This window comes from Rhodococcus sp. IEGM1339 (genome assembly GCF_050321925.1).
Lineage (GTDB): Bacteria > Actinomycetota > Actinomycetes > Mycobacteriales > Mycobacteriaceae > Rhodococcus > Rhodococcus pyridinivorans.
Genome location: NZ_JBNQFT010000027.1, coordinates 28,394 through 47,168, shown reverse-complemented (window position 1 = coordinate 47,168; position 18,775 = coordinate 28,394). Strand labels below are relative to the sequence as shown.

Here is an 18,775-nt window from a genome sequence, read left to right as displayed (position 1 = left end):
CTTCGCCGCGCGCACTGCCGCGAACCGTGCGATTCTCTCACCATGACCCGCGACGAGCGCCTCTCGGTCGGCGGTCCTGGGGTGCCCGGGTTCGACGACCTCGACTTCGATGCTCTGTCGGTGCGGTCCGGTGCCAAGTGGGCACGGGCGGCCGCCGACGGACTGGCCCCCGCCTGGGTCGCCGACATGGACTTCCCGGTCGCACCGCCGATCGCGCGTGCGCTGCACGAGCTGGTCGACCGTAGCGATCTCGGCTATCCCGACTGGTCCCACGGGACGCCGCTGCGCGAGGAGTTCGCACAGCGCATGCGAACGCGCTACGGATGGGAACCCGGTCCCGGAGCCGTGCGCGAGCAGACGGATCTCATCCAGGCGTTGCAGCTCGTGTTGCACCTGAGCACCACGCGCGGCGATGCGGTGGCGATCCAGACACCGAACTACCCGCCGTTCCTCGCGTCAGTGCGACGGATGGGTCTGCAGCAGATCGACTTTCCGTTCGTCGACCGGGGCGACGGGTGGGTGCTCGACTTCGATGTGTTCGAGCCGTTGGCGGCGCGTCGTCGTCCGCGGGTGCTGGTGCTCGTCAACCCGCACAACCCCACCGGACGGGTGCTCACGCGTGAGGAACTCGAGCGGATCGCCGATCTCGCCGAACGGTTCGACATGCTCGTCGTCAGCGACGAGATCCATGCCGAACTGATCTACGAACCGCACCGGCATATCCCGTTCGCCTCGCTCGGGCCGGAGACCGCTGCCCGCACGGTGACTCTCACCTCCGCCAGCAAGGCGTTCAATCTCGCGGGGATGCGGTGCGCGGTGGTGCACTACGGCTCCGAGGCCCTGTTGAAGCGCCGGGACGCGGAGCCGTTCGACCTGTACGGGACGGTCTCGGTGCCGGGCGTGGTCGCGACGCTCGCCGCGTGGCGCGAGGGCGGTGCATGGCAGCGCGACCTGCTGCAGGTCCTCGACCGGAACCGTCGACGGGTGGACGAGGTTCTGCGCGACCGGATTCCGGATCTGCGGCACCACCTGCCGCAGGGTACCTACCTGACGTGGTTGAACACCGGGCCGCTCGGCATCGACGATCCGGTGTCGACCGTCCGCGTTCGGGGACGTGTCCTCGCCGACGGTGGGGTGCGGTTCGGGTCGGGCGCACGCAACTTCCTGCGCATCAACTTCGCGACGTCGGGGCCGATCCTCGATCGCATCCTCGACGGGATCACCGACGCGCTCGGTGCCTGATCGTCAGCACACCCCGTCACCACACCGCGTCGGCCGGGGTGTTCGTGGACTCGAGTGTGTCGTTCGCGGCCGCGCATCCGGAGGTCGCCGAAGCGACCACGGCGCGTGAGGGTTTGGCCGAGAAGTTCTGGTAGAGCAGCCCGAAGTTCTGCTCGACGTCGGCCTTGTTCGTCCCGCGGTCGCGCATCGAGTAGACGAAAACCTTCTGTACCCAGCCGAGCCGGCGGGCCTCTGCGATACCGTCGGCGATGATGTCGGCCTGCCGTTGCGTGCTCACCGCGTTCGAGGCGGTGCCGGTCGGGGCGCCGAACTCGGTGGCCCACACCGGTGTCGCGGCGTCGCCGTACTGCACCATGGTGTCGCGCATCAGACGCATGCGGTAGAAGGTGTTCCAGCTCTGCGTGCTCACATCGGACGGCAGTGCCGGATAACTGTAGGGGTGGACGGAGAGGATGTCGAAGTACTGGTGCGCCCCGCGCGCGTAGAGCTGCTGCACGTAGGTGACGGGGGAGATGTCGGAACCGTTGTCCACCGCCGGTGCGAGTCCGCCGTTGAGGATCCGGGCATTCGGTTGCACGGACTTGACGGCCGGAGCGGCCGCGGCGAGCAACTCGACGTACTTGCCGACGTCGGGACGGGGACGGAAGAAGTTCGTCAGGTTCGGTTCGTTCCAGATCTCCCAGTGCGTCACGCGGGTCGAATAGCGCTGTGCCGCCTGCCGGGCGAAACCGGCGAAGGCTGCCGGGTCGGCGGGGTATCCGTGAGTGTCGCCGCCGCCCGCGACGCGCGCCCAGGCCGGGGTGTACGCGACGATGCCGACCACCTCGAGTCCGCGGGCCCGAGCACGATCCACCACACGGTCGGGCACCGACCAGTTCTGTTGTCCGCGGTTCGGTTCGATCACCGACCAGTCGATGTCCACGCGCAGCCACCGGGCGCCGACCGCCCGGATCGTGTCGAGTTCGCGGTCGAGTTCGGAGTCCGGCAGATACATCAGCGGTGCGCCGGCGGCGATGCCGATGTCGTCGGTCGCGCAGGTGGTCGGCGGAGGGGGTTGGGGCGGTGGAGCGCACGCTGCGAGTGCGGCGAGGGTGCACGAGAGGGCTGTGGCCAGTGCAATGTGTGCGAGACGACCCATCGACTCTCCTGATGTACCATTCGGACAATTCAGGCATCGGTCGTAACGTCGCGCCGCCGACCTGCGATTCTTGCGGTGGAGCGAGCGGCAGACCGACGCCGCGAATTCACTGTAACGAGCAGGAGGCCGGAAGATGCGGGATTCGTGGACCGAAGGTTCCGGTGCATGCGCACCGTGAATTTCGAGATCCACGACGAAACATCCGCAGTCCGGCTCTCCGCGGAATGGGACGATCTCGCCCAGGAGGTGGGTCGGCGCGTCGCGACCCGCCCCTCCTACGTACTGGCCTGGAATCGGATGGGGCGCGGCCGATCGGCCGTGTGCACCGTTCGGCGCGACGGGCGCCTCGTCGGACTCGCGCCCCTGCACGCCCGCACCCGTCTCGGGGTCACCGCTCTACGACTCCCGGCTCACGGCCTCGCCACGATAGGAACCTTCCTCGCGACCGACGAGGCCGCGTTCGCCGACCTGCTCGACGGCATCGCCGATCGGAACATGGCACTGCAACTCGACCACGTCGATCTCACCGACCCACTCGTCGAGATGCTGCATGGTTCGCCTCGCTGGAGCATCGACATCGCCGGAACCGAGCGGTGTCTGACCGTCGATGTCGCCACCGGTGCCGGCGCCGAAGCGCTGCGTGGTCGGCGCACACTGAGAACACTGTCTCGGCTCGAACGCTCGCTGGAACGCGAAGGCACCCCGGTCTCCGTCGAAGTGGTGCGCGATCCGGACCATCTCGCGCAGAGGTGGCGCGATATCACCGCGGTCGCCGCGGTCGCCGACGCACACAGCGGGCGCGACAACTTCTGTGCGCCGCCGTTCACCGCGTTCACCCGGCCGCTGCTCGACGCCGAGGCCCGCGCCGGCCGGCTGCTCATCGTGGGCCTGCTCGTCGGCGACCGATGGACGGCACACGAGATCATGTTCCGCACCGGGACCACGGCCGAGATGTGGTTGAGCCGCTTCCATCCCGAGGCACGCCGCTACCAGCCCGGCCAGTTGCTGCAGCGCCACCTCGCCGACCGCCACGACGAGCTGGGCATCGACCGCTTCGACTATCTGCTCGGCACATCGGAATTCAAGGAGCAGTGGTCGAACGGTGACTACCGGGTGGGGCGGATCGTCGCCGTCCCGACCTCGCGACCGCACCACCGATGGACCCTCCGCGCCGCGGATCTCGGAGCCGACCTCGTCCGTCCCCTGCGCCTGGCGGCGCGCGATGCTCTCACGTCGAACCGCTGCTGATCAGAGGCAACCGGGAATGACCGCGGCCGTGCGCAGCACGTCCCAGGCCGGCTTGGGCGACCCGTCGTGTGTGAGGACCCCGAAGTTCTGTTCGCGATCGGCCACCTCGGTGCCCCGGTCGAGGAGGCTGTAGACGAACAGCTTGTCGACGAAGCCCAACGCGCGTTGCTCGGTGATCCCGTCGCGCAGGATGTCGGCCTGTTCCGTGGGCCCGACCGCGTCGGTGTCCGTGCCCGTCGGTGCCCCGAACTCCGTTGCCCAGATGGGCTTGTCGGAATCCCCGTGCTCGACCATGACGGTGCGCATCTCGCGCATGCGGTAGAAGGAGTTCCAGTCGGAGGTCGAGGCGTCGGACGGGAGAGCGGGATAGCTGTAGGGATGCATGCCCACTACGTCGAAGGCCGGCGACACGCCCTGGTCGTACAATTCGGTGAGGAAGGTCGTCGGGGCGATGTCGGAGCCGTTGTCGGTGCCGGGGGACAGGCCGCCGGTGATCACCACCGCCCCGGGGTCGACGTTGCGGATCGCCTCCGACGCCGCCACGAGCAGGTCGGCGTACGCGTCGACGTCGGGTTGCGGGGTGAAGAAGGCCGTCAGGTTCGGCTCGTTCCAGATCTCCCAGTGCGTGACTCTGTCCGAGTAGCGATCGGCGACGTCGCCTGCGAAGCGCCCGAATTCGCCGGGGTCGGCAGGCATCCCGTGCGGATCGCCGGGGTCGGCCTCCGACGTCCGCGCCCAGTGCGGAGTGTGGGTGAGCAGGCCCAGCACCTGCAGGTCGTGCGCGTCGGCCGCGGCGACGACCCGGTCGGTGCCCCTCCAGTCGAAGCGTCCGCGCGCGGGTTCGATGATCGACCAGTCCATGTCGAACCGGATCCAGCCGGCGCCGCTGTCGGCGACCTTCGACATGTACGCGTCGAGGTCGTCGGCGTCGAGGGAGTCGAGACCGGCTCCCGTCGCGACCCCGAGACTGTCGGCGGTCAGATCTGTTCGGCAGTCGCGTGCCTCGGTGCTCTGGGTACACGACAGAGCGAACACACCGACAAGGGTGAGAACGGCGCGGAGCGGCATGGACCGCGACACGCGACGCGGCATCGACCGCGAAAGGGACACTGCAACCTCAACGGGACTTGACGAGACCGGCGAGGCCGAGCCCGCCGGTGATGGGAAGGACATGGGTTCCGGCCAGAACACAGACAGCCGAGAGGACAGCGGTGACGGGCCAGGGAAGATCGTAGCGTTCCGCGAAGAGCGACATCCACACGGCCACCGAAACACCCAGCATCGCGATCGCCATGGTCTGGGTGAAGGGGAACAGACCCCTGATCCGGACGCTCCGGACCACCACGATCCAGATCGCGACGAGCATCGCAGCCTCGGTGAGCACCGTCGCCAGCGCCGCCCCGTCGAACGACATGCGGGGGATGAGGACGAGGTTCGCACCGATGTTCCCGGCGAGCGCGGCCAGTGCCACCCACGGGTAGACGCGGTGGCGTCCGGTCGCGATGAGCACCATGAGACCGAGTTCGGTGAGCATCGACAGAGCGCTGCCGAGCACCAGCATGCGCGAGGCGCCGGCTGCCTCGGCGAACCGCTCGCCGTAGAGGAGGGACAGCACGCCGTCCGCCGACGACCAGAAGGCCGCGGTAGCGGTCGCGCCCAGCACCGCGAGGAGCATCGCCGCTTCCCGCGTGCGCTGCCGGAACATCTCGCTCTGCGCCGGCCAGGTGGCGACCAGCAGCGTGGTCACCGGACCCACGACGGTCGACGACACCATCGACAGCAGGTCGGCGAACTTGTATCCGACGGTGTAGAGACCTACCGAGTCGAAAGTGTCCATCCGCCCGAGCATCAGCACGTCGATCTTCGACAGCAGGGTGAGCAGAGCGAAACCGATGCTGAGGGGGATGGCCTCGACGAGCATCTCGCGCCACCGCCACAACTGGGCACGTGCGGCGGGCAGGGGACCGGCCTTGCCTGCTCGCACGCCGCGCACGAGGATGCCTGCGCCGACGACCTCGTTGATCACGGCCGGCACGACGAGCACGAGCAGCACCGGATTCCACAGCACCGCGGCGATGGTGGCGATCAGCTGCGCGAGCTGGCCGAAGGTCTCGGCGACCGCGACCGATGCCATGCGTAGTCGACTCTGGTACATCACCGACAGGGCGTTGTTGGGCGTCGCGATCACCACGACGAGACCGGCGATCACCGTCGCCCAGACGACATCGGACGAGTATCCGAGCAGCAGCACGTACCCGATGGCCAGCGCGTACCCGAGCAGACCGAGCACACCGCGCAACGCGATGAACGCGGTGGTGACGTAGGAGACCTCCCACGGATTGCACTCGACGAGCTTGGCGAGCACCACTCGGCCCACGCCGAGATCGGTGACGACGGACAGCAACCCGAGCAGGCCGAAGACGAAGGAGAACTTGCCGAAGTCGTCCGGTGCCAACGCGCGGGCGACGATCATCGAACCGGCCCAGCCCATCGAGGCGACGGCCAACCGGCTGCCGAGCATCACGACGGTGTTGCGTCGCGCGGCCCGCCCGTCGAGCTCCGGGGTTTGCGGTTCGTGGAGAGTACCGCCGGGGTCGTGCACCGCGACGATCCGCTCCATCACGACGGTTTCGGCCATCCGGTCGGCCAGCGAATGTCTACCCACGCGACGGCCTCGTCAGATTCTCAGGCCCGCGGAGCGGTAGGCATCGCGCGTGAGCTCGGCGGTGCGCGTCCATGTCGAGGTCGCGGCGACCTCGCGTCCACGGGTACGCAGCGTATCCGCGGTATCACGGTCGTGGACGACGACGCGCAGGGCCGCGGTCCACGAGGTCACGGTGTGTTCGGTGACGAGCAGCGCTCCGTCGTCGACGACGTCGGGCAGTGCACCGACAGCGCTCGTCACCACCGCCCCACCACACGCCATCGCCTCGAGCGGCGGTAACCCGAAACCCTCGTAGCGTGAGGCGTATGCGACGGCGGTCGCTGCGGCGTACAGCGCGGGAAGGTGTGCGGTGGGAACGTAACCGAGACCGATCGAACCGGCCGGTGCGTGGGGTCCGGTGGATCCGGCTCCGGCGAGCACCAGCGGGACGTCGAGGATACGGCACGCGTCGGCGACGAGCGCGACGTCCTTGCGGGGTTCGACGGTGCCGACCTGCAGGACGAACCGTTCGGGCAGCCGGTAGACCCGGTGGATGTCCCGCATCTCCTCGGGAGTGGGAGGTTTCGCCCACGCCGCGGGGGCGAGCGGGGTGACCGCCGCGTCGCGGCCGCACAGCGCGTGGAGACGTTCGGCGGTGAAGTTCGAGACCGCGACGAGCACGTCGGCCCGTCGCATGGCATCGCGCAGCAGTGCGCGCTCACCGGCGGCGCGGTACTTGCTGAACGCCCACGGGGTGTCGAAGACGGCGAGATCGTGGAACGTCGAGACGGTGACACCGCAACACAGGACGGGCAGGTCGACGTCGAGGCTGTGGAACAGGTCGACCCCGCGGACGGGCATCTTGGCGTACAGCATCCGCCGCACCCCGTCGGCGACCGGTCGTACCGACGGGGTCACGTGAGGGGGCAGTTCACCCAGGGCATCGCACTGCACCGTCGCGCGCAGCGCAGCCGAGGGGAACAACGGGTCGAGCGCGGTCAGCAGCTCGCGGACGTAGGTCTGGACTCCACTACCGGACGGACGGAGTGCGAGGGCGCCGAATCCGATGCGGTGAGCGAGCTTCGGTGAGGTGACCAGTGTTGCGTCAGTGCGCATCCGACAGTTCCTAACAGTAGCCAGAAATAGACGTCGAGAGGGAAGATCTCGAGATAGGTCGCCACGGTGGAGGCGACCGCCGCCGCGACGATCGTGCCGCTCACCCCGAGTGCGAGTGCGGCGTCCTGCCCGCTCAGCACCCGGGATGCACGCAGCGTCGAGACCGCGGCGCACACGAGTACGAGGACGAACAGCCACACGCCGATCGGGCCGAGTTCCACGGCGAGCTTCATGTAGTAGTTGTCGGGCTGATAGGGCATGAACCCGAACTGCACGGCCGCCGTGTACGACAGTTCCGACAGCATCGGGTTGCTCTGGGCCACCGTGTCGGCGGCAGCCGAGCCGGTCGCGCCGAGACCCTGACCGAAGGGGTGCACCCACAGCGACGACAGGGTCTGCGACCAGCCGTCCCCGCGCTCACCGAGGCTCGACGAGGAGAACAGTGGAGCGAGAATCGAACTCGGCACGGCGAAGAGGACGAGCGGTGCGAGCGCCGCGGTGGCGCCGAAACCGAGGAGCAGGGTGCGGTAGCGGTGGACCGCCAGCCACAACAATGCGACGGCGAGACCGATGTAGCTGGCGCGCACGATCGTCACACCCATGCCCAGCACCATGATCGGTGTCGCGCACAGGAACAGTCTGTTGCGGAGCCGGTGCGGATCGGCGAAGGAGACCGAGCACCCCACGATCAGTCCGATCATCACGAACAGGCCGAAGGCGAAGGGTGTCGTGAACGTGCTGAAACTGCGCAGGATTCCGCCGCTGATGCGCAGATGCTCGTCCCAGCGGTAGCCGAGTTCGGCGAGTCGCTCACCGCCGATCACCTGTTGCGCGAGTCCGACGACGGCGGTGACGGCCGTCGTGCCCATGAGGATCGACACCAGGTGGTCGCGGTCGCGGGCGTCGAACGGTGCACGCCACAGGATCACCGGGATGACGAGGTAGAAGTAGGTAATCTTGATGGCGATGATGCCGGCGAGCCCCGAGACGAGCAACGCCGACAGGACTCCGATTGCCACCCATGCGACCACGGCCGGCCACCACGGATAGGACGGTGCCGGCAGCCGCCGTCGGTAGGGGCTGACGAAGGTCGCGGCGAGGGTGAGGAGCAGCAGCCCCTCCTTCCACGGCGACAGTGATTCACCGCCGGGGACGATCGCGAGCAGGCCGTGGAACGGCGTGAGCGCGGCGATCGCCAGCAACCCGCGTTGGGGTCGCCGCCAGAGCAACACTCCCAGCACGAGCACGACCGGAACGGCGAGTATCAGCACAGGAGTCATGAGACGTACTCGTCTGCAGCAGGGTCCGCGGTGCGGGACCCGAAACGGGAGAGCACGGTCGAGGTGACCGCCGTGCGGAGGAACTCGCGCCCGTCCCGCTGCCGACCGCTGTGCTCACCGACCTCGCTGGTGAGGATGTCCCCGGTGAAGCCCCGTCGGCGCAGGCGGCGAAGTCCTTCCTCTCCGCGCTGGGTCAGGAACCACCGGTGGTCCTCGGCGGACAGCACGACCGTGGTCGACACACCCGCGCGACGCAGTGCCTCCAACCCGACCTCGGGAACCTGGGTCACGCCGATTCGGCCCAGCAGCAGCCACAATGGATAGGGCAGGTACTTCTGCGCCCACGGTTTGATGCGGGCTCGCAGGGAGATCGTCTGCGGTTCCGCCGGGGCTGCGATCGCCGGAACATCGGGTGCGTTCGGACCGAGATCTGCGCGCAACGACTTCCGGCGGTGGGTGCACCACAGGATCACGTTCACGAGCACGGCGGAGTGTGCTGCACCCCGGAGGGCGACCCACGACGAGTACCACGCACCCGAACACAGGCCGATCACCACGAGGTCCTGCGGATCGATGCCGAGGGCGGCGACAGCATCGAGGGCGTCGCGGTCGGAGTCGTCGGAGTACAGCGGCGTGGGCGTCGCCCCGTGTGCCGTGCCGGTATCGCCGACCCCGGTCCGGTCGAACCGGATAGTGGAGATGCCGTGCGCGGCGAACTCGCGTGCGAGCTCGACCCAGAGACGACTCGGGCCGAGTCGGTGCTCGTAGGCGGTGCCGAAGAACAACACCGTCGGGGTGGACCGGCGCGGGGCGCCGAACCTGCCGGTGCCGAACCCCTCGGTGCCGAACCCCTCGGTGCCGAACCCCTCGGTGTCGAACCATTCGGGGGCGACCCCGTGCGTGCGCAGCGCGAACATCTCGTTCGGGCCGAGATATTCGACGCTCTCGTGGATCGGGAGCCCGGAGTCGGTGGTCGCGACGACCGCGCGGCCGCACTCGGGGAAGTGGACCTCGCGGGTGGCGGCCGGCGCGTCCGCAACTACCCAGTCGGCGATCCGGGTGAGCTGCTCGGTCGGGATCGCGGAGTGGAGTGTGCTGGGGGTGACGAAGGATTCGTGGGCGTCGAGGGAGAGCTCGTCACCGCCGAGTGCGGTGGCGAGCGCCGACACCGCGGCGGTCTCGCGGGCTGTGGGTCGGGTCGCGAGCAGGGTTCGTGTGCCGTTCAGCGACCTCGGATCGATCTTCAGGGCGCCGAGCGCGTCGGCAGCTTCGGGGGCGAGAACCCCGCCGACGATCGAAACCCGGGGGTCTTCGGGATCGTCGGCGCCGAGGGCGAGACGGTAGAGGGCGCGTTGTTCGCGCAACATCGCTCGGCCCGAGACGATCGGATCCCACAGCACGACGGCGTCGGCCCGTCCGCACTCGGGCAGTGCCGCCGCCGCGATCAGTGCGCCGGCGCGCAGTCCGACGACGGTGATGTGCTCGGCGCCGCTCGCGCGGGCCGTCTCCACTGCGGTGACGACGCTGCGCTGCCATGCCGCGACCGCGTCGGGCGAATCCTGATCGCCGGCCGAGTCTCCGGTGCCCGTGTAGTCGAAGCGCACTGCCGCCAGTCCCCGCTCGGCGAGTTGCTCGGCGAGAGCCTTGACGCCTCGATAGGTGTCGAGGTGTTCCTTGCCGAGGGGTGGGCACAGCACCACCGCGCCGCGCGCGCGGCGGTCGGCGGGAAGGTGGACGTGCCCGAGAATCGGGGACGCAGGGTCGCCGAACCACGACGCGTGTCGCACATCCACTCCGTGACCTCCACTGTCGAGGGGGTGAAAGAGGGGGTGATTTCCCGCCCCGTCTCGGACCCTGAATCTTCTTGCCGTTCGGACGCATTCGTATCGAGGGATTGTGCCGACCCGTTACCTCTCGGCGTCGGCAAGGTCATAAAGTACCCTCCAGATCGGCTCGGGGTCTTCGGAGGGATGGCTGTGCCTGGAATCTTGGTGCACGAATGGATCGCACGCGACGGAGGTTCGGAGAAGGTTCTCGACGAGTTCGTCCGCACCTTTCCCGACGCCGACGTCCTGTGCCTGTGGGACGACGCCGACCGGTATCCGGGGCGGACGGTGCACGAGAGCGGTCTGGCACGCACACCTCTGCGTAGGAGCAAGGCGCTGGCGTTGTCGGCCATGCCGTACGTCTGGCGTCGCCGACCCGGTTCGTACGACTTCGCCCTGGTCAGCTCGCATTGTTTCGCCCACCACGTGACCTTCCGGGGCGCACCGAGCGGGTTCGAGAAGTTCGTCTACGTACACACTCCGGCGCGCTACCTGTGGAATCCGGAACTCGACGATCGGGGTGCCTCGGCCGCGGTGCGGTGCGCGGCACCTCCGTTGCGTGCCCTCGATCGGCGTCGCGCGCGGGAGGGTGCACACTTCGCCGCGAACAGCGATTTCGTGCGTCGCCGCATCGAGCGGGCCTGGGGTGTCGAGGCGCGTGTGATCTTCCCTCCCGTCGAGACGGCCCGCATCTCGTCGGTGCCCGACTGGCGTGACGAACTGTCCGCCGCCGAATCCGCCCTGCTGGAGGGGCTTCCGGAGACCTTCGTGCTGGGGGCGTCGAGGTTCGTGCCGTACAAGCGACTGGATTGGGTGATCCGGGCAGCCGACCTCGCCGGGGTGCCGGCGGTGATCGCGGGATCGGGGCCGGAGGAGGGCCGGCTGCGGCAGCTCGCCGACGAGGCGACGGTGCCGGTCCACGTGCTCGCTCGACCGTCGGACGCCCTGCTCTACGCGCTCTACCAGCAGGCCCACGTCTACGTCTTTCCTGCGGTGGAGGACTTCGGGATCATGCCCGTCGAGGCACGTGCGGCAGGGGCGCGTGTGGTCGTCAACGCGCTCGGAGGTGCTGGTGAGACGGTTGCCGAGGGGGTCGACGGGTTGTGTTTCCGCGAGGACAGGGTGGAGGCGGTCGCCGAGTGCATCGCCGCGATCGACGGTGTGCCGAAGGGCCGTAACGAGGCCGTCGTCGCGCTGTCCTCGGAGAACTTCCAGCAGCACATCCGCGACTGGGTCGGGGAAGGGATCGGAACGGCGTGACTCACATCATACTACCGACGAGTAGGCGAACTCTTGTCGCCGGTTCGTCTCTGTTGTACCTTTCTCCTGGGTCGGGGCCTGCTGATGGGGTTCGATGGGGGATCGTCATGGCTCACTGCCTCCGGCCGAGCTGCGTTCGTCGCCGCTTCATGAATGTGTTCTTTGCTGAAGTAACTACGCGCACAAGTAACTCGAGTTACGCGTAGCTTCTTCGCTTCAGGCTGGAATCACCCGCGTCACTGTGATCCATTGCACTGAAACAGGATTCGCGTTCCTTCGAGAAGACGGACATAATCACCGAATCGTTCATCTGGCTGTCGGGGCCACTTCGCGTGGAGTAGGCAAGCAGGAGAAGTATGGGGATCGGACCCGAGTTGGCGCGCCGCAACGCGCCGACCCACGACACGAGCGACGGTCACGGAAGTGTCCCGCGCAGACAATGGCAGCGCACCTATCTCCGGTCGCTGGCGATCACCGACACGACGATCGTCGTCACGACCGTCGTCCTGGCGCAGGGGGCCGGGACGATGATCGGTGGACCGGTCGACCCGGGGTCCTCGGTGACCCGGGGACTCGCCTCGGCGATCGTGGTGGCCGGCCTGTGGCTTGCGATTCTGGCACTCAACGGAACTCGCAAGAAGCCGATCGTGGGCAGCGGCGAGGAGGAGTACCGGCTCGTCACGAGGGCCACCCTGCAGACCTTCGGTCTGCTCGCGATCGCCTCGTTCCTCGTCGACTCGTTCGCCACCGACCTCGACACGATCCGGGTCTACGTGTTGCTGGCCATGCCGGTCGGCCTGGTCGTTCTGCCGCTCGGACGTCGATGGTGCCGTCGTTCGATCGAACGCCGGCGTGTGCGGGGCGAGTTCCGGACCTCGGTGCTCGTCGTCGGCTCCGAACGCGCGGTGGATGCGATGGTCGGATCGTTCGTCCGCGACACCTCGGCCGGATACCGCGTCGTCGGTGTGTGCACCACCGGGTACACGGGGGAGAGCGGGCGCACCATCACCGTCGCCGGACAGGAGATCCCGGTACTCGGTGCGGAAACCGACGTGATCAACGCCGTCAAGCTCTCCGGCGCCGACACCGTCGCGATCGCTGCCGGAACGCACTGGGGGAACGGTGATATCGGCGAGCTCGCATGGGAACTCGAGCCGTATCGCGTCGATCTCGTGGTGGCTCCCGGCGTCACCGACATCGCCCTGCCGCGACTGTCGATGCATCCCGTGGGTGGGTTGCCGTTCGTGCACGTCGAGGAGCCGCAGTACCGCGGGTCGCATCGGATCGCCAAGACGACCTTCGACCTCGTGTGCGCGGTCCTCGCCCTCACGATCGCGGCGCCGGTCATGCTTGTGGTCGCCGCGCTGACCAAACTCCAGGACGGCGGTCCGGTCTTCTATCGGCAGGAACGCGTCGGCCTGGGCGGCACCGTCTTCCGGATGTGGAAGTTCCGATCGATGGTCGTCGATGCCGACCGGATGGTCGATACGGTCCGCGCGCAGACCGGTCAGGAGGACGCGACCTTCTACAAGTCGGCCCGCGACCCGCGGATCACGCCGGTGGGACGGTTCATCCGCCGCACCAGCATCGACGAACTGCCACAGCTGTTCAACGTCCTCGCCCGCGACATGAGTCTCGTGGGGCCGCGTCCCCTCGCGGTGGGTGAGGGCGAGAAGATCCCGGGCTTCGTTCCGCGCCGCATCCTGGTGCGACCCGGCATGACGGGATTGTGGCAGGTCTCCGGGCGATCCGATCTGTCCGAGGCCGACCGCATCCGCCTCGATCTGTTCTATGTAGCGAACTGGTCGATGGTGCAGGATCTGCTCATCGTCGTGAAGACGGTGCGCGCGGTGCTCGCGAGCGACGGCGCCTACTGACCCCACCGCAGTGCGGGGTTTCGTAGCCGGTGGGCAGGGAACCCTTCGACTTCGCCCTGGGATCTGCAGGAGGAGTCGAAGGTGAACACGTCCGTGCGGGGTTTCCAACCCGATCCCGACGACATCCCGCTGATCACCTCGCTCGACCAGCTCGCCGACCTCGCGACGGATCCGCTGCTCTACCTGCGGTATTCGAAGGGTCCGGCGGCGGATGCCGAGGACGGGCCGAGCCGCGATCGCGAGGCGAACGTGACCCTGCCCGGGCTCGTCGCCACCACCCTCGCTCCGGAGCCGTGGTGGCGCCGGCCCGTCAAGGACTGGGTCGCCCGCCGTGTCTGCACGTGCACCGGGTTCGGCGACGAGGACGGTCGGTTCGTCTGGATCCTCACGGGCAGGATGGTCGGGCGCGGTCCCGGCCACGAACCGTTGCTCGTCGGCGTCCGGCCCCATGCCCGGCTCGGCAGGAATGTGCTCGACGAGGCGAAGAGGTGGTACGAGGAGCACTTCGACGTCGACGGTGATTCGCACAGGAGCGACTGAGAACCGTTCGCGCAGAACGCAGGAAGCCCACCCCGGCATATCGCGGGGTGGGCTTCCGTGTGCGTGTCACACCGGATCTCGCGTGTGCGTCACACCAGATCTCGCGGCGTCCGGCGCTGCCAGCTCTGTGAGTGGACGCGACGATCGCCGTGATCGTCGTCGAGTTCGAAGGCGTCGAGCTCCGCGTTGATCACGAACTCCTCCGGAGTGGACGTGAGGATCGTGCGGGTACGGACCTCGGTGCGCCAGTCGTCCCGCTCGTAGCGCCGCACGGTCTGCGTCTCGCCGCGGACGGAGTTGGGATCGTTACCCCCGAAACTGAACCACTCCTGCGTGCGACGCCGGATGACCGTACCGGTCTCGTCGATCCGGAACGACCCCTGGTCGTCGAGGATGTCGAGGGTCGACACGCCGGTCGCGAGGTCGCGGGTGGTCCGCCAATGGTGCTCGCCCGGCTGCAGCAGGGTGATCCCGAGCTCCGGAGCCGCTTCCGGTTCACCGAATTCGCGCAGATGCGTATCTTCCGCTCGGGACGGGCGCACCGGCAGATGCAGACCACCACCGGTGTACACCGTCACCTCGGCGGGTGTCGGCGACGGCCACGCCAGCGGGAAGTAGGAGGTGGACAGCGACAGGCGCAGACGGTGCCCGGCCGGGAACACGTGGCCCATGCCGTTGAGCTCGATCCGGACGCGGTAGCGCCTTCCCGGCTCGAGGGCTTCCGGCTTCTCACTGCTGTCGCGATGCGTGAGATTGAGCAACCCGTAGGTCACGCGTGTCGCCTCGCCGTTGGGCGCGACGTCGGACAGCCGGGCGGCGAGCATCGCCACCGGTCTGTCGGACGAGACCTCGAGCTCCAGCTCGGGACGGCCGAGAACCTCCGTCGTGGTGTCGAGCGCCTCGGTCTCGAAGACGAGCGCACCGCCATCCTCCTCGCGCTGATCCGACGGCAGGTCGGGAGTCGCGGCGTAGGACGCCCACTTGCCGGCGAACATGCCGACACTCAACGGGGATTGCAGTGCCAGGGGCCGTTCGTCGACGGTGAGGGTGCCGTCGTCGTCGGGATGCAGCGCGTACCGGTCGAAGGTGTAGCGGCGGTTCTCGATGTTCGGCGACGGCCACGACGGTTCGGCCACCCAACGGCCCGGACGTTCCGCGTAGGACGGGTTCGGCTCGATGGAGTCCTGCATCCAGGCACGCACCATCGGTTCGTCCATCATCCCGGTGTCGACGCCCTTGAGCCAGTGGTCCCACCACCGCACGACCTCCTGCAGGAAACCGATCTCCGGGCCGGGGACCCCGAGATGCGGGTACTTGTGGCCCCACGGTCCGATCAGTCCCTGGCGGGGAACGTCGAGATGTTCCATCAACCGGAAGATGGCGTTGGTGTAACCGTCGGCCCAGCCACCCACGGCGAGGACCGGGCATCGCACGGACGAGTAGTCCTCGTTGACGGAGGCACGCTTCCAGTAATCGTCCCGGTGCTGGTGTTCGAGCCACTTCTCGATCCACAGGCCGCTGCCCTCGAGACGTTCGTGCCACATCTCGCGCCAGCGGTCGCCGACGATCGCGGGATCGGGAGGCAGGCTGTTGAAGGCGAACATCACCGTCGCCTCGGACAGGTTGTCGGACAACAGGCAACCACCCATGTAATGCATGTTGTCGACGTACAGGTCCTCGGTGGCGGAAGCGCTGACGATGGCCTTCAGGGCGGGTGGCCGGCGTGCCGCGACCTGCAGGCTGTTGAAGCCACCCCACGAGATGCCCATCATGCCGACCGAACCGTCGCACCACGGTTGCGCCGCAAGCCATTCGATGACCTCGCAGGCGTCGTCGTGCTCGTCGGCGAGGTACTCGTCGCGTAGCACCCCGTCGGAGTCGCCGCTGCCGCGCATGTCCACCCGCACGCAGGCGTAGCCGTGGCCGGCCATGTAGGGGTGGTTCAACGCGTCACGTCCGCGCGTGGAGTCCCGCTTGCGATACGGGATGTATTCCAGCACAGCGGGTACCGGATGTGCTTCGGCGTCGACGGGCAGCCAGACCCGCGCCGCGAGCCGAACGCCGTCGCGCATCGTGATGAAGACGTTCTCGATGACACGGACCTCATGGGGGAGGTCTGTGATCGTGCGCATGTAGTGCTTCTCCTAGTCCTCGGGTGCCGGATCGAAGGCGAACGGAAGTGTCTCCAGGCCTTCGTGATAGCGCTGCTCGAGCTGTTCGACGCTGTCGGCGCCGATGTACATCGTGCCCAGTTCGTAGCGGTAGGCGTCCTGGTTGGGCAGATCGGCGAGCCGGTCACCGGGAGCGACGTCGATGCACACCAGGGCGCCGGGGATCCGTTCGCGGAGACGGGCGATGTCGGCTTCCGAGGGCACCGACGTGACGATGCCGTCCTCGTAGTGCGGGATGATGCACTTCGCTGCGACGGCGTATTCGCCCTGCCGGTAAGGCATGCGGGGCTGCCGGCCGAGGGCGATGTCGATGGCCACCTCGTGGTTGGAGCTGCCGTCGACCTTGGCGAACAATTCGCTGTGCGACTGGGAGATCCGGGTGTTGACCTCGATCAGCCAGAGCTTGTCGTTCTCCTCGTCCCACATGAACTCGGAGTTGAAGCAGCCGTTGTCGAAGCCGACCTGGCGCAGGTAGCGCTCGGTGATGTCGATCATGCGTGCCTGCACTTCTTCGGGCACGGTGCTCGCCGGGTAGTCGAGGCGTTCGAAGCTGTGCCCGGCGGCGTCCTTGCGCATGTCGAACACGCCGTGGACGTTGAACTGTCCCTGGAACATCGTGCCCTCCGGGGCGGCCTGGGTACCGCTGACGACCTGCTCGGCGAGGCAGGTGGTGCCCGAGCTCTTCCCGATCTCGTCCGGGAGGTCGACGCGGCGCAGAACCTCGTCGAAAGCGTTACCGACGAGTCCGATCTTCTCGCGGATCTCGACGAGGGCCTCGGCGAATTCCTGCTCGTTGTGGATCTCGAATCCGAGTTGCGACGAATGCGACTTCACGGGCTTGACCCAGAACGGGAAGTCGAGCTCGATGCTGTCGAGGGCGTTGTCGTCGAAGGGGTCGAACGAGTTGAACTGCGGGAGGCACTCGGGGACCGATTCCTTCTGGACGAGTCGGCTCCAGTACTTGTGCTCGGTGGCGACGATGCTGCGCAGCGGCGGCGAGGGGATGTTCCGTTCGGCGGCGAGGATGGGGGCGAGCACGCTGGTGGGGAAGTCCCAGTGGGCGATGATCCCGTCCACGCTGCCAGGGAAGTCGTCGAGTTCGCGCCGGCAGGCGTCGAGGAGATCGTCGAACACGTATTCGTCCGGCTCCACCAGGCTTTCGTAATCGAGGAGGCCGTGGAAGCTCAGCTGTTCGGCGCCGCGTACGGTCTCGAGCTCCTTGCGCTGGATATCGGTGAGTCCGAGGACGAAGATGTTGGTGCTCATAGATGAAGCCTTCCCGATCCCTCGCATCACAAAACAAACCGGTATCGAAACAAACCGCAGGAAAGGTACTTTCACGCGCAACCGCCCCGGCTCGCGAGTCGGGGCGGTTGTATCGGAAGGGGTCAGGGAGTCTCGGGGTCGAGGGCGTCCTTGACCTTGCCCACGAGTCCTTTCTCCGTTCCCATTGCGGCAGAACGGGGCTTGCCCTGGGACCCGTCGTAGGTCGCGTACAGCTTCGGGTCCGGCGGCGGTGCGCCGCCACATCGCCCAGCGGGACGGGGTCGGCGAGGAACGACATGGGTGTCGTGCCGTCGGGGCCGGTGCCGTGCGCCCAGCGACCCTGATCGGCGGCCGCGCCGTCGGACAGGTGCCACAGGCTGGACGCGTGCTCGGAGTGCTCCTCGTCGAACAGTGCGTTCGGGGCGATCGGGCTGGGCTCGATACCGTCGGCCTTCAGTTCCTCGATGGCCGCGAGCCACAGGTTCTGGTGGTAGGTGTCGCGGGCGAGGTTGAACCGGAGCATGTCCTTGACGCCCGGATCGTCCGTCATGTTGTACAACCGGGCTGTCTGCACTCTGCCCTGCGCTTCGGCGGCGACGTTGGCGTGGAAATCGGCGAGAAGATTGCCGCTGGCCACGATGAAGCGGCCGTTCCAGGGCACACCGTTGCTGTCGGAGAGGGTGGGTCCGCCACCGGAGATGATGGCCTGCTGAGGATCCATGCCGCCGAGTACCGCTGCGACCACCGGATCGGCGGCGGCGTTCTTGGTGGACTCCGTGGCGGGTGCGCCTTCGAGGAGATGCGCCACCATGGTGGCGATCATTTCGACGTGCCCGATCTCCTCGGTGGCAACGTCCATGATCATGTCCTTGTACTTGCCGGGCATTCGACAGTTCCAGCCCTGGAACAGGTACTGCATGGTCACGGTCATCTCGCCGTACGCGCCGCCGATCAACTCCTGGAGTTTGCGGGCGTAGACGGGATCGGGCTTCTCCGGCTTGACGTCGAACTGCAGATGGTCTGTGTGACGAAACATGTTGCTCCTCGAATGCCGATTGTCGTGCGAAGACCTGTCGCGCGAGAAGGCGCGACTGTGCACACACCCCGTGGCGCCTGGTCTCGACGCCGCCTCGGTTGGCCCGTGGTGCTATGTGCGGCTACCCTGCT

13 protein-coding genes and 1 pseudogene are annotated in these 18,775 nt (G+C 67.7%); 5 read left to right on the top strand and 9 right to left on the bottom strand.

Annotated elements, in window-relative coordinates; translation table 11 throughout:
* Positions 1-42: 42 nt before the first annotated feature.
* The gene (locus tag ACQR3U_RS20395; protein ID WP_230811316.1) at positions 43-1,242 is read left to right on the top strand and encodes a MalY/PatB family protein; all 1,200 of its coding nucleotides are present in this window, start codon (positions 43-45) and stop codon (positions 1,240-1,242) included.
* Positions 1,243-1,258: 16 nt separating this feature from the next.
* On the opposite strand, the gene ACQR3U_RS20390 is transcribed toward ACQR3U_RS20395, so the two are convergent.
* Entirely contained in the window at positions 1,259-2,380 is a 1,122-nt protein-coding gene (locus ACQR3U_RS20390; RefSeq protein ID WP_230811317.1) for a GH39 family glycosyl hydrolase, read from the bottom strand.
* A 165-nt stretch (positions 2,381-2,545) separates the two neighbouring features.
* On the opposite strand from ACQR3U_RS20390, the gene ACQR3U_RS20385 reads away from it, so the two are divergent.
* On the top strand, positions 2,546-3,628 hold the full coding sequence (locus ACQR3U_RS20385; RefSeq protein ID WP_230811318.1) for a GNAT family N-acetyltransferase: 1,083 nt from the start codon (positions 2,546-2,548) through the stop codon (positions 3,626-3,628).
* Here the strand turns inward: ACQR3U_RS20385 and ACQR3U_RS20380 are convergent, their stop codons facing one another.
* Genes ACQR3U_RS20380 through ACQR3U_RS20360 form a run of 5 tightly spaced genes read right to left on the bottom strand, consistent with a single transcriptional unit; the run spans position 3,629 to position 10,461 of the window.
* Entirely contained in the window at positions 3,629-4,738 is a 1,110-nt protein-coding gene (locus tag ACQR3U_RS20380) for a GH39 family glycosyl hydrolase (RefSeq protein ID WP_269601404.1), read from the bottom strand.
* Between the two features lie 7 nt (positions 4,739-4,745).
* Positions 4,746-6,293, bottom strand: coding sequence for a flippase (locus ACQR3U_RS20375; RefSeq protein WP_230811320.1), 1,548 nt, complete (start codon positions 6,291-6,293; stop codon positions 4,746-4,748).
* 12 nt (positions 6,294-6,305) lie between these two features.
* Positions 6,306-7,388 (bottom strand): glycosyltransferase family 4 protein, encoded by a 1,083-nt coding sequence (locus ACQR3U_RS20370; RefSeq protein ID WP_230811321.1) that lies wholly within the window; start codon positions 7,386-7,388, stop codon positions 6,306-6,308.
* Positions 7,271-8,668 carry an O-antigen ligase family protein gene (locus tag ACQR3U_RS20365; RefSeq protein WP_230811322.1) on the bottom strand — a complete coding sequence of 466 codons (1,398 nt, stop codon included), beginning with the start codon at positions 8,666-8,668 and terminating at the stop codon, positions 7,271-7,273. Before ACQR3U_RS20365 ends, ACQR3U_RS20370 begins: the two co-directional genes overlap by 118 nt.
* Positions 8,665-10,461, bottom strand: coding sequence for an alpha/beta fold hydrolase (locus tag ACQR3U_RS20360; RefSeq protein WP_230811323.1), 1,797 nt, complete (start codon positions 10,459-10,461; stop codon positions 8,665-8,667). The genes ACQR3U_RS20365 and ACQR3U_RS20360 overlap by 4 nt, the downstream gene beginning before the upstream one ends.
* 198 nt (positions 10,462-10,659) lie before the next feature.
* Between ACQR3U_RS20360 and ACQR3U_RS20355 the strand changes: the two genes are divergently transcribed.
* From ACQR3U_RS20355 to ACQR3U_RS20345, 3 genes are all read left to right on the top strand, one after another.
* Positions 10,660-11,754 carry a glycosyltransferase gene (locus ACQR3U_RS20355; RefSeq protein ID WP_269601402.1) on the top strand — a complete coding sequence of 365 codons (1,095 nt, stop codon included), beginning with the start codon at positions 10,660-10,662 and terminating at the stop codon, positions 11,752-11,754.
* Positions 11,755-12,110: 356 nt separating this feature from the next.
* On the top strand, positions 12,111-13,631 hold the full coding sequence (locus ACQR3U_RS20350) for a sugar transferase (RefSeq protein ID WP_230811325.1): 1,521 nt from the start codon (positions 12,111-12,113) through the stop codon (positions 13,629-13,631).
* Positions 13,632-13,712: 81 nt separating this feature from the next.
* The gene (locus ACQR3U_RS20345; RefSeq protein WP_230811326.1) at positions 13,713-14,171 is read left to right on the top strand and encodes a DUF6098 family protein; all 459 of its coding nucleotides are present in this window, start codon (positions 13,713-13,715) and stop codon (positions 14,169-14,171) included.
* An 89-nt stretch (positions 14,172-14,260) separates the two neighbouring features.
* Here ACQR3U_RS20345 and ACQR3U_RS20340 read toward each other — a convergent pair whose 3' ends face one another.
* The 3 genes and pseudogenes from ACQR3U_RS20340 to ACQR3U_RS20330 all read right to left on the bottom strand — a co-directional run bounded on the left by ACQR3U_RS20340 (position 14,261) and on the right by ACQR3U_RS20330 (position 18,644).
* On the bottom strand, positions 14,261-16,303 hold the full coding sequence (locus ACQR3U_RS20340; RefSeq protein ID WP_230811327.1) for a CocE/NonD family hydrolase: 2,043 nt from the start codon (positions 16,301-16,303) through the stop codon (positions 14,261-14,263).
* Positions 16,304-16,315: 12 nt separating this feature from the next.
* Entirely contained in the window at positions 16,316-17,608 is a 1,293-nt protein-coding gene (locus ACQR3U_RS20335) for an ATP-grasp domain-containing protein (RefSeq protein WP_230811328.1), read from the bottom strand.
* Between the two features lie 122 nt (positions 17,609-17,730).
* Positions 17,731-18,644 (bottom strand): annotated as a pseudogene (locus ACQR3U_RS20330) (manganese catalase family protein).
* Between the last annotated feature and the right edge of the window lie 131 nt (positions 18,645-18,775).

Excerpts from the sequence above, each read along its gene's own strand:
- ACQR3U_RS20350 (WP_230811325.1), top strand. The coding sequence starts at position 12,111 with ATGGGGATCGGACCCGAGTTGGCGCGCCGCAACGCGCCGACCCACGAC.
- ACQR3U_RS20340 (WP_230811327.1), bottom strand. The coding sequence starts at position 16,303 with ATGCGCACGATCACAGACCTCCCCCATGAGGTCCGTGTCATCGAGAAC.
- ACQR3U_RS20395 (WP_230811316.1), top strand. The coding sequence starts at position 43 with ATGACCCGCGACGAGCGCCTCTCGGTCGGCGGTCCTGGGGTGCCCGGG.
- ACQR3U_RS20365 (WP_230811322.1), bottom strand. The coding sequence starts at position 8,668 with ATGACTCCTGTGCTGATACTCGCCGTTCCGGTCGTGCTCGTGCTGGGA.
- ACQR3U_RS20335 (WP_230811328.1), bottom strand. The coding sequence starts at position 17,608 with ATGAGCACCAACATCTTCGTCCTCGGACTCACCGATATCCAGCGCAAG.
- ACQR3U_RS20385 (WP_230811318.1), top strand. The coding sequence starts at position 2,546 with ATGCGCACCGTGAATTTCGAGATCCACGACGAAACATCCGCAGTCCGG.
- ACQR3U_RS20390 (WP_230811317.1), bottom strand. The coding sequence starts at position 2,380 with ATGGGTCGTCTCGCACACATTGCACTGGCCACAGCCCTCTCGTGCACC.
- ACQR3U_RS20370 (WP_230811321.1), bottom strand. The coding sequence starts at position 7,388 with ATGCGCACTGACGCAACACTGGTCACCTCACCGAAGCTCGCTCACCGC.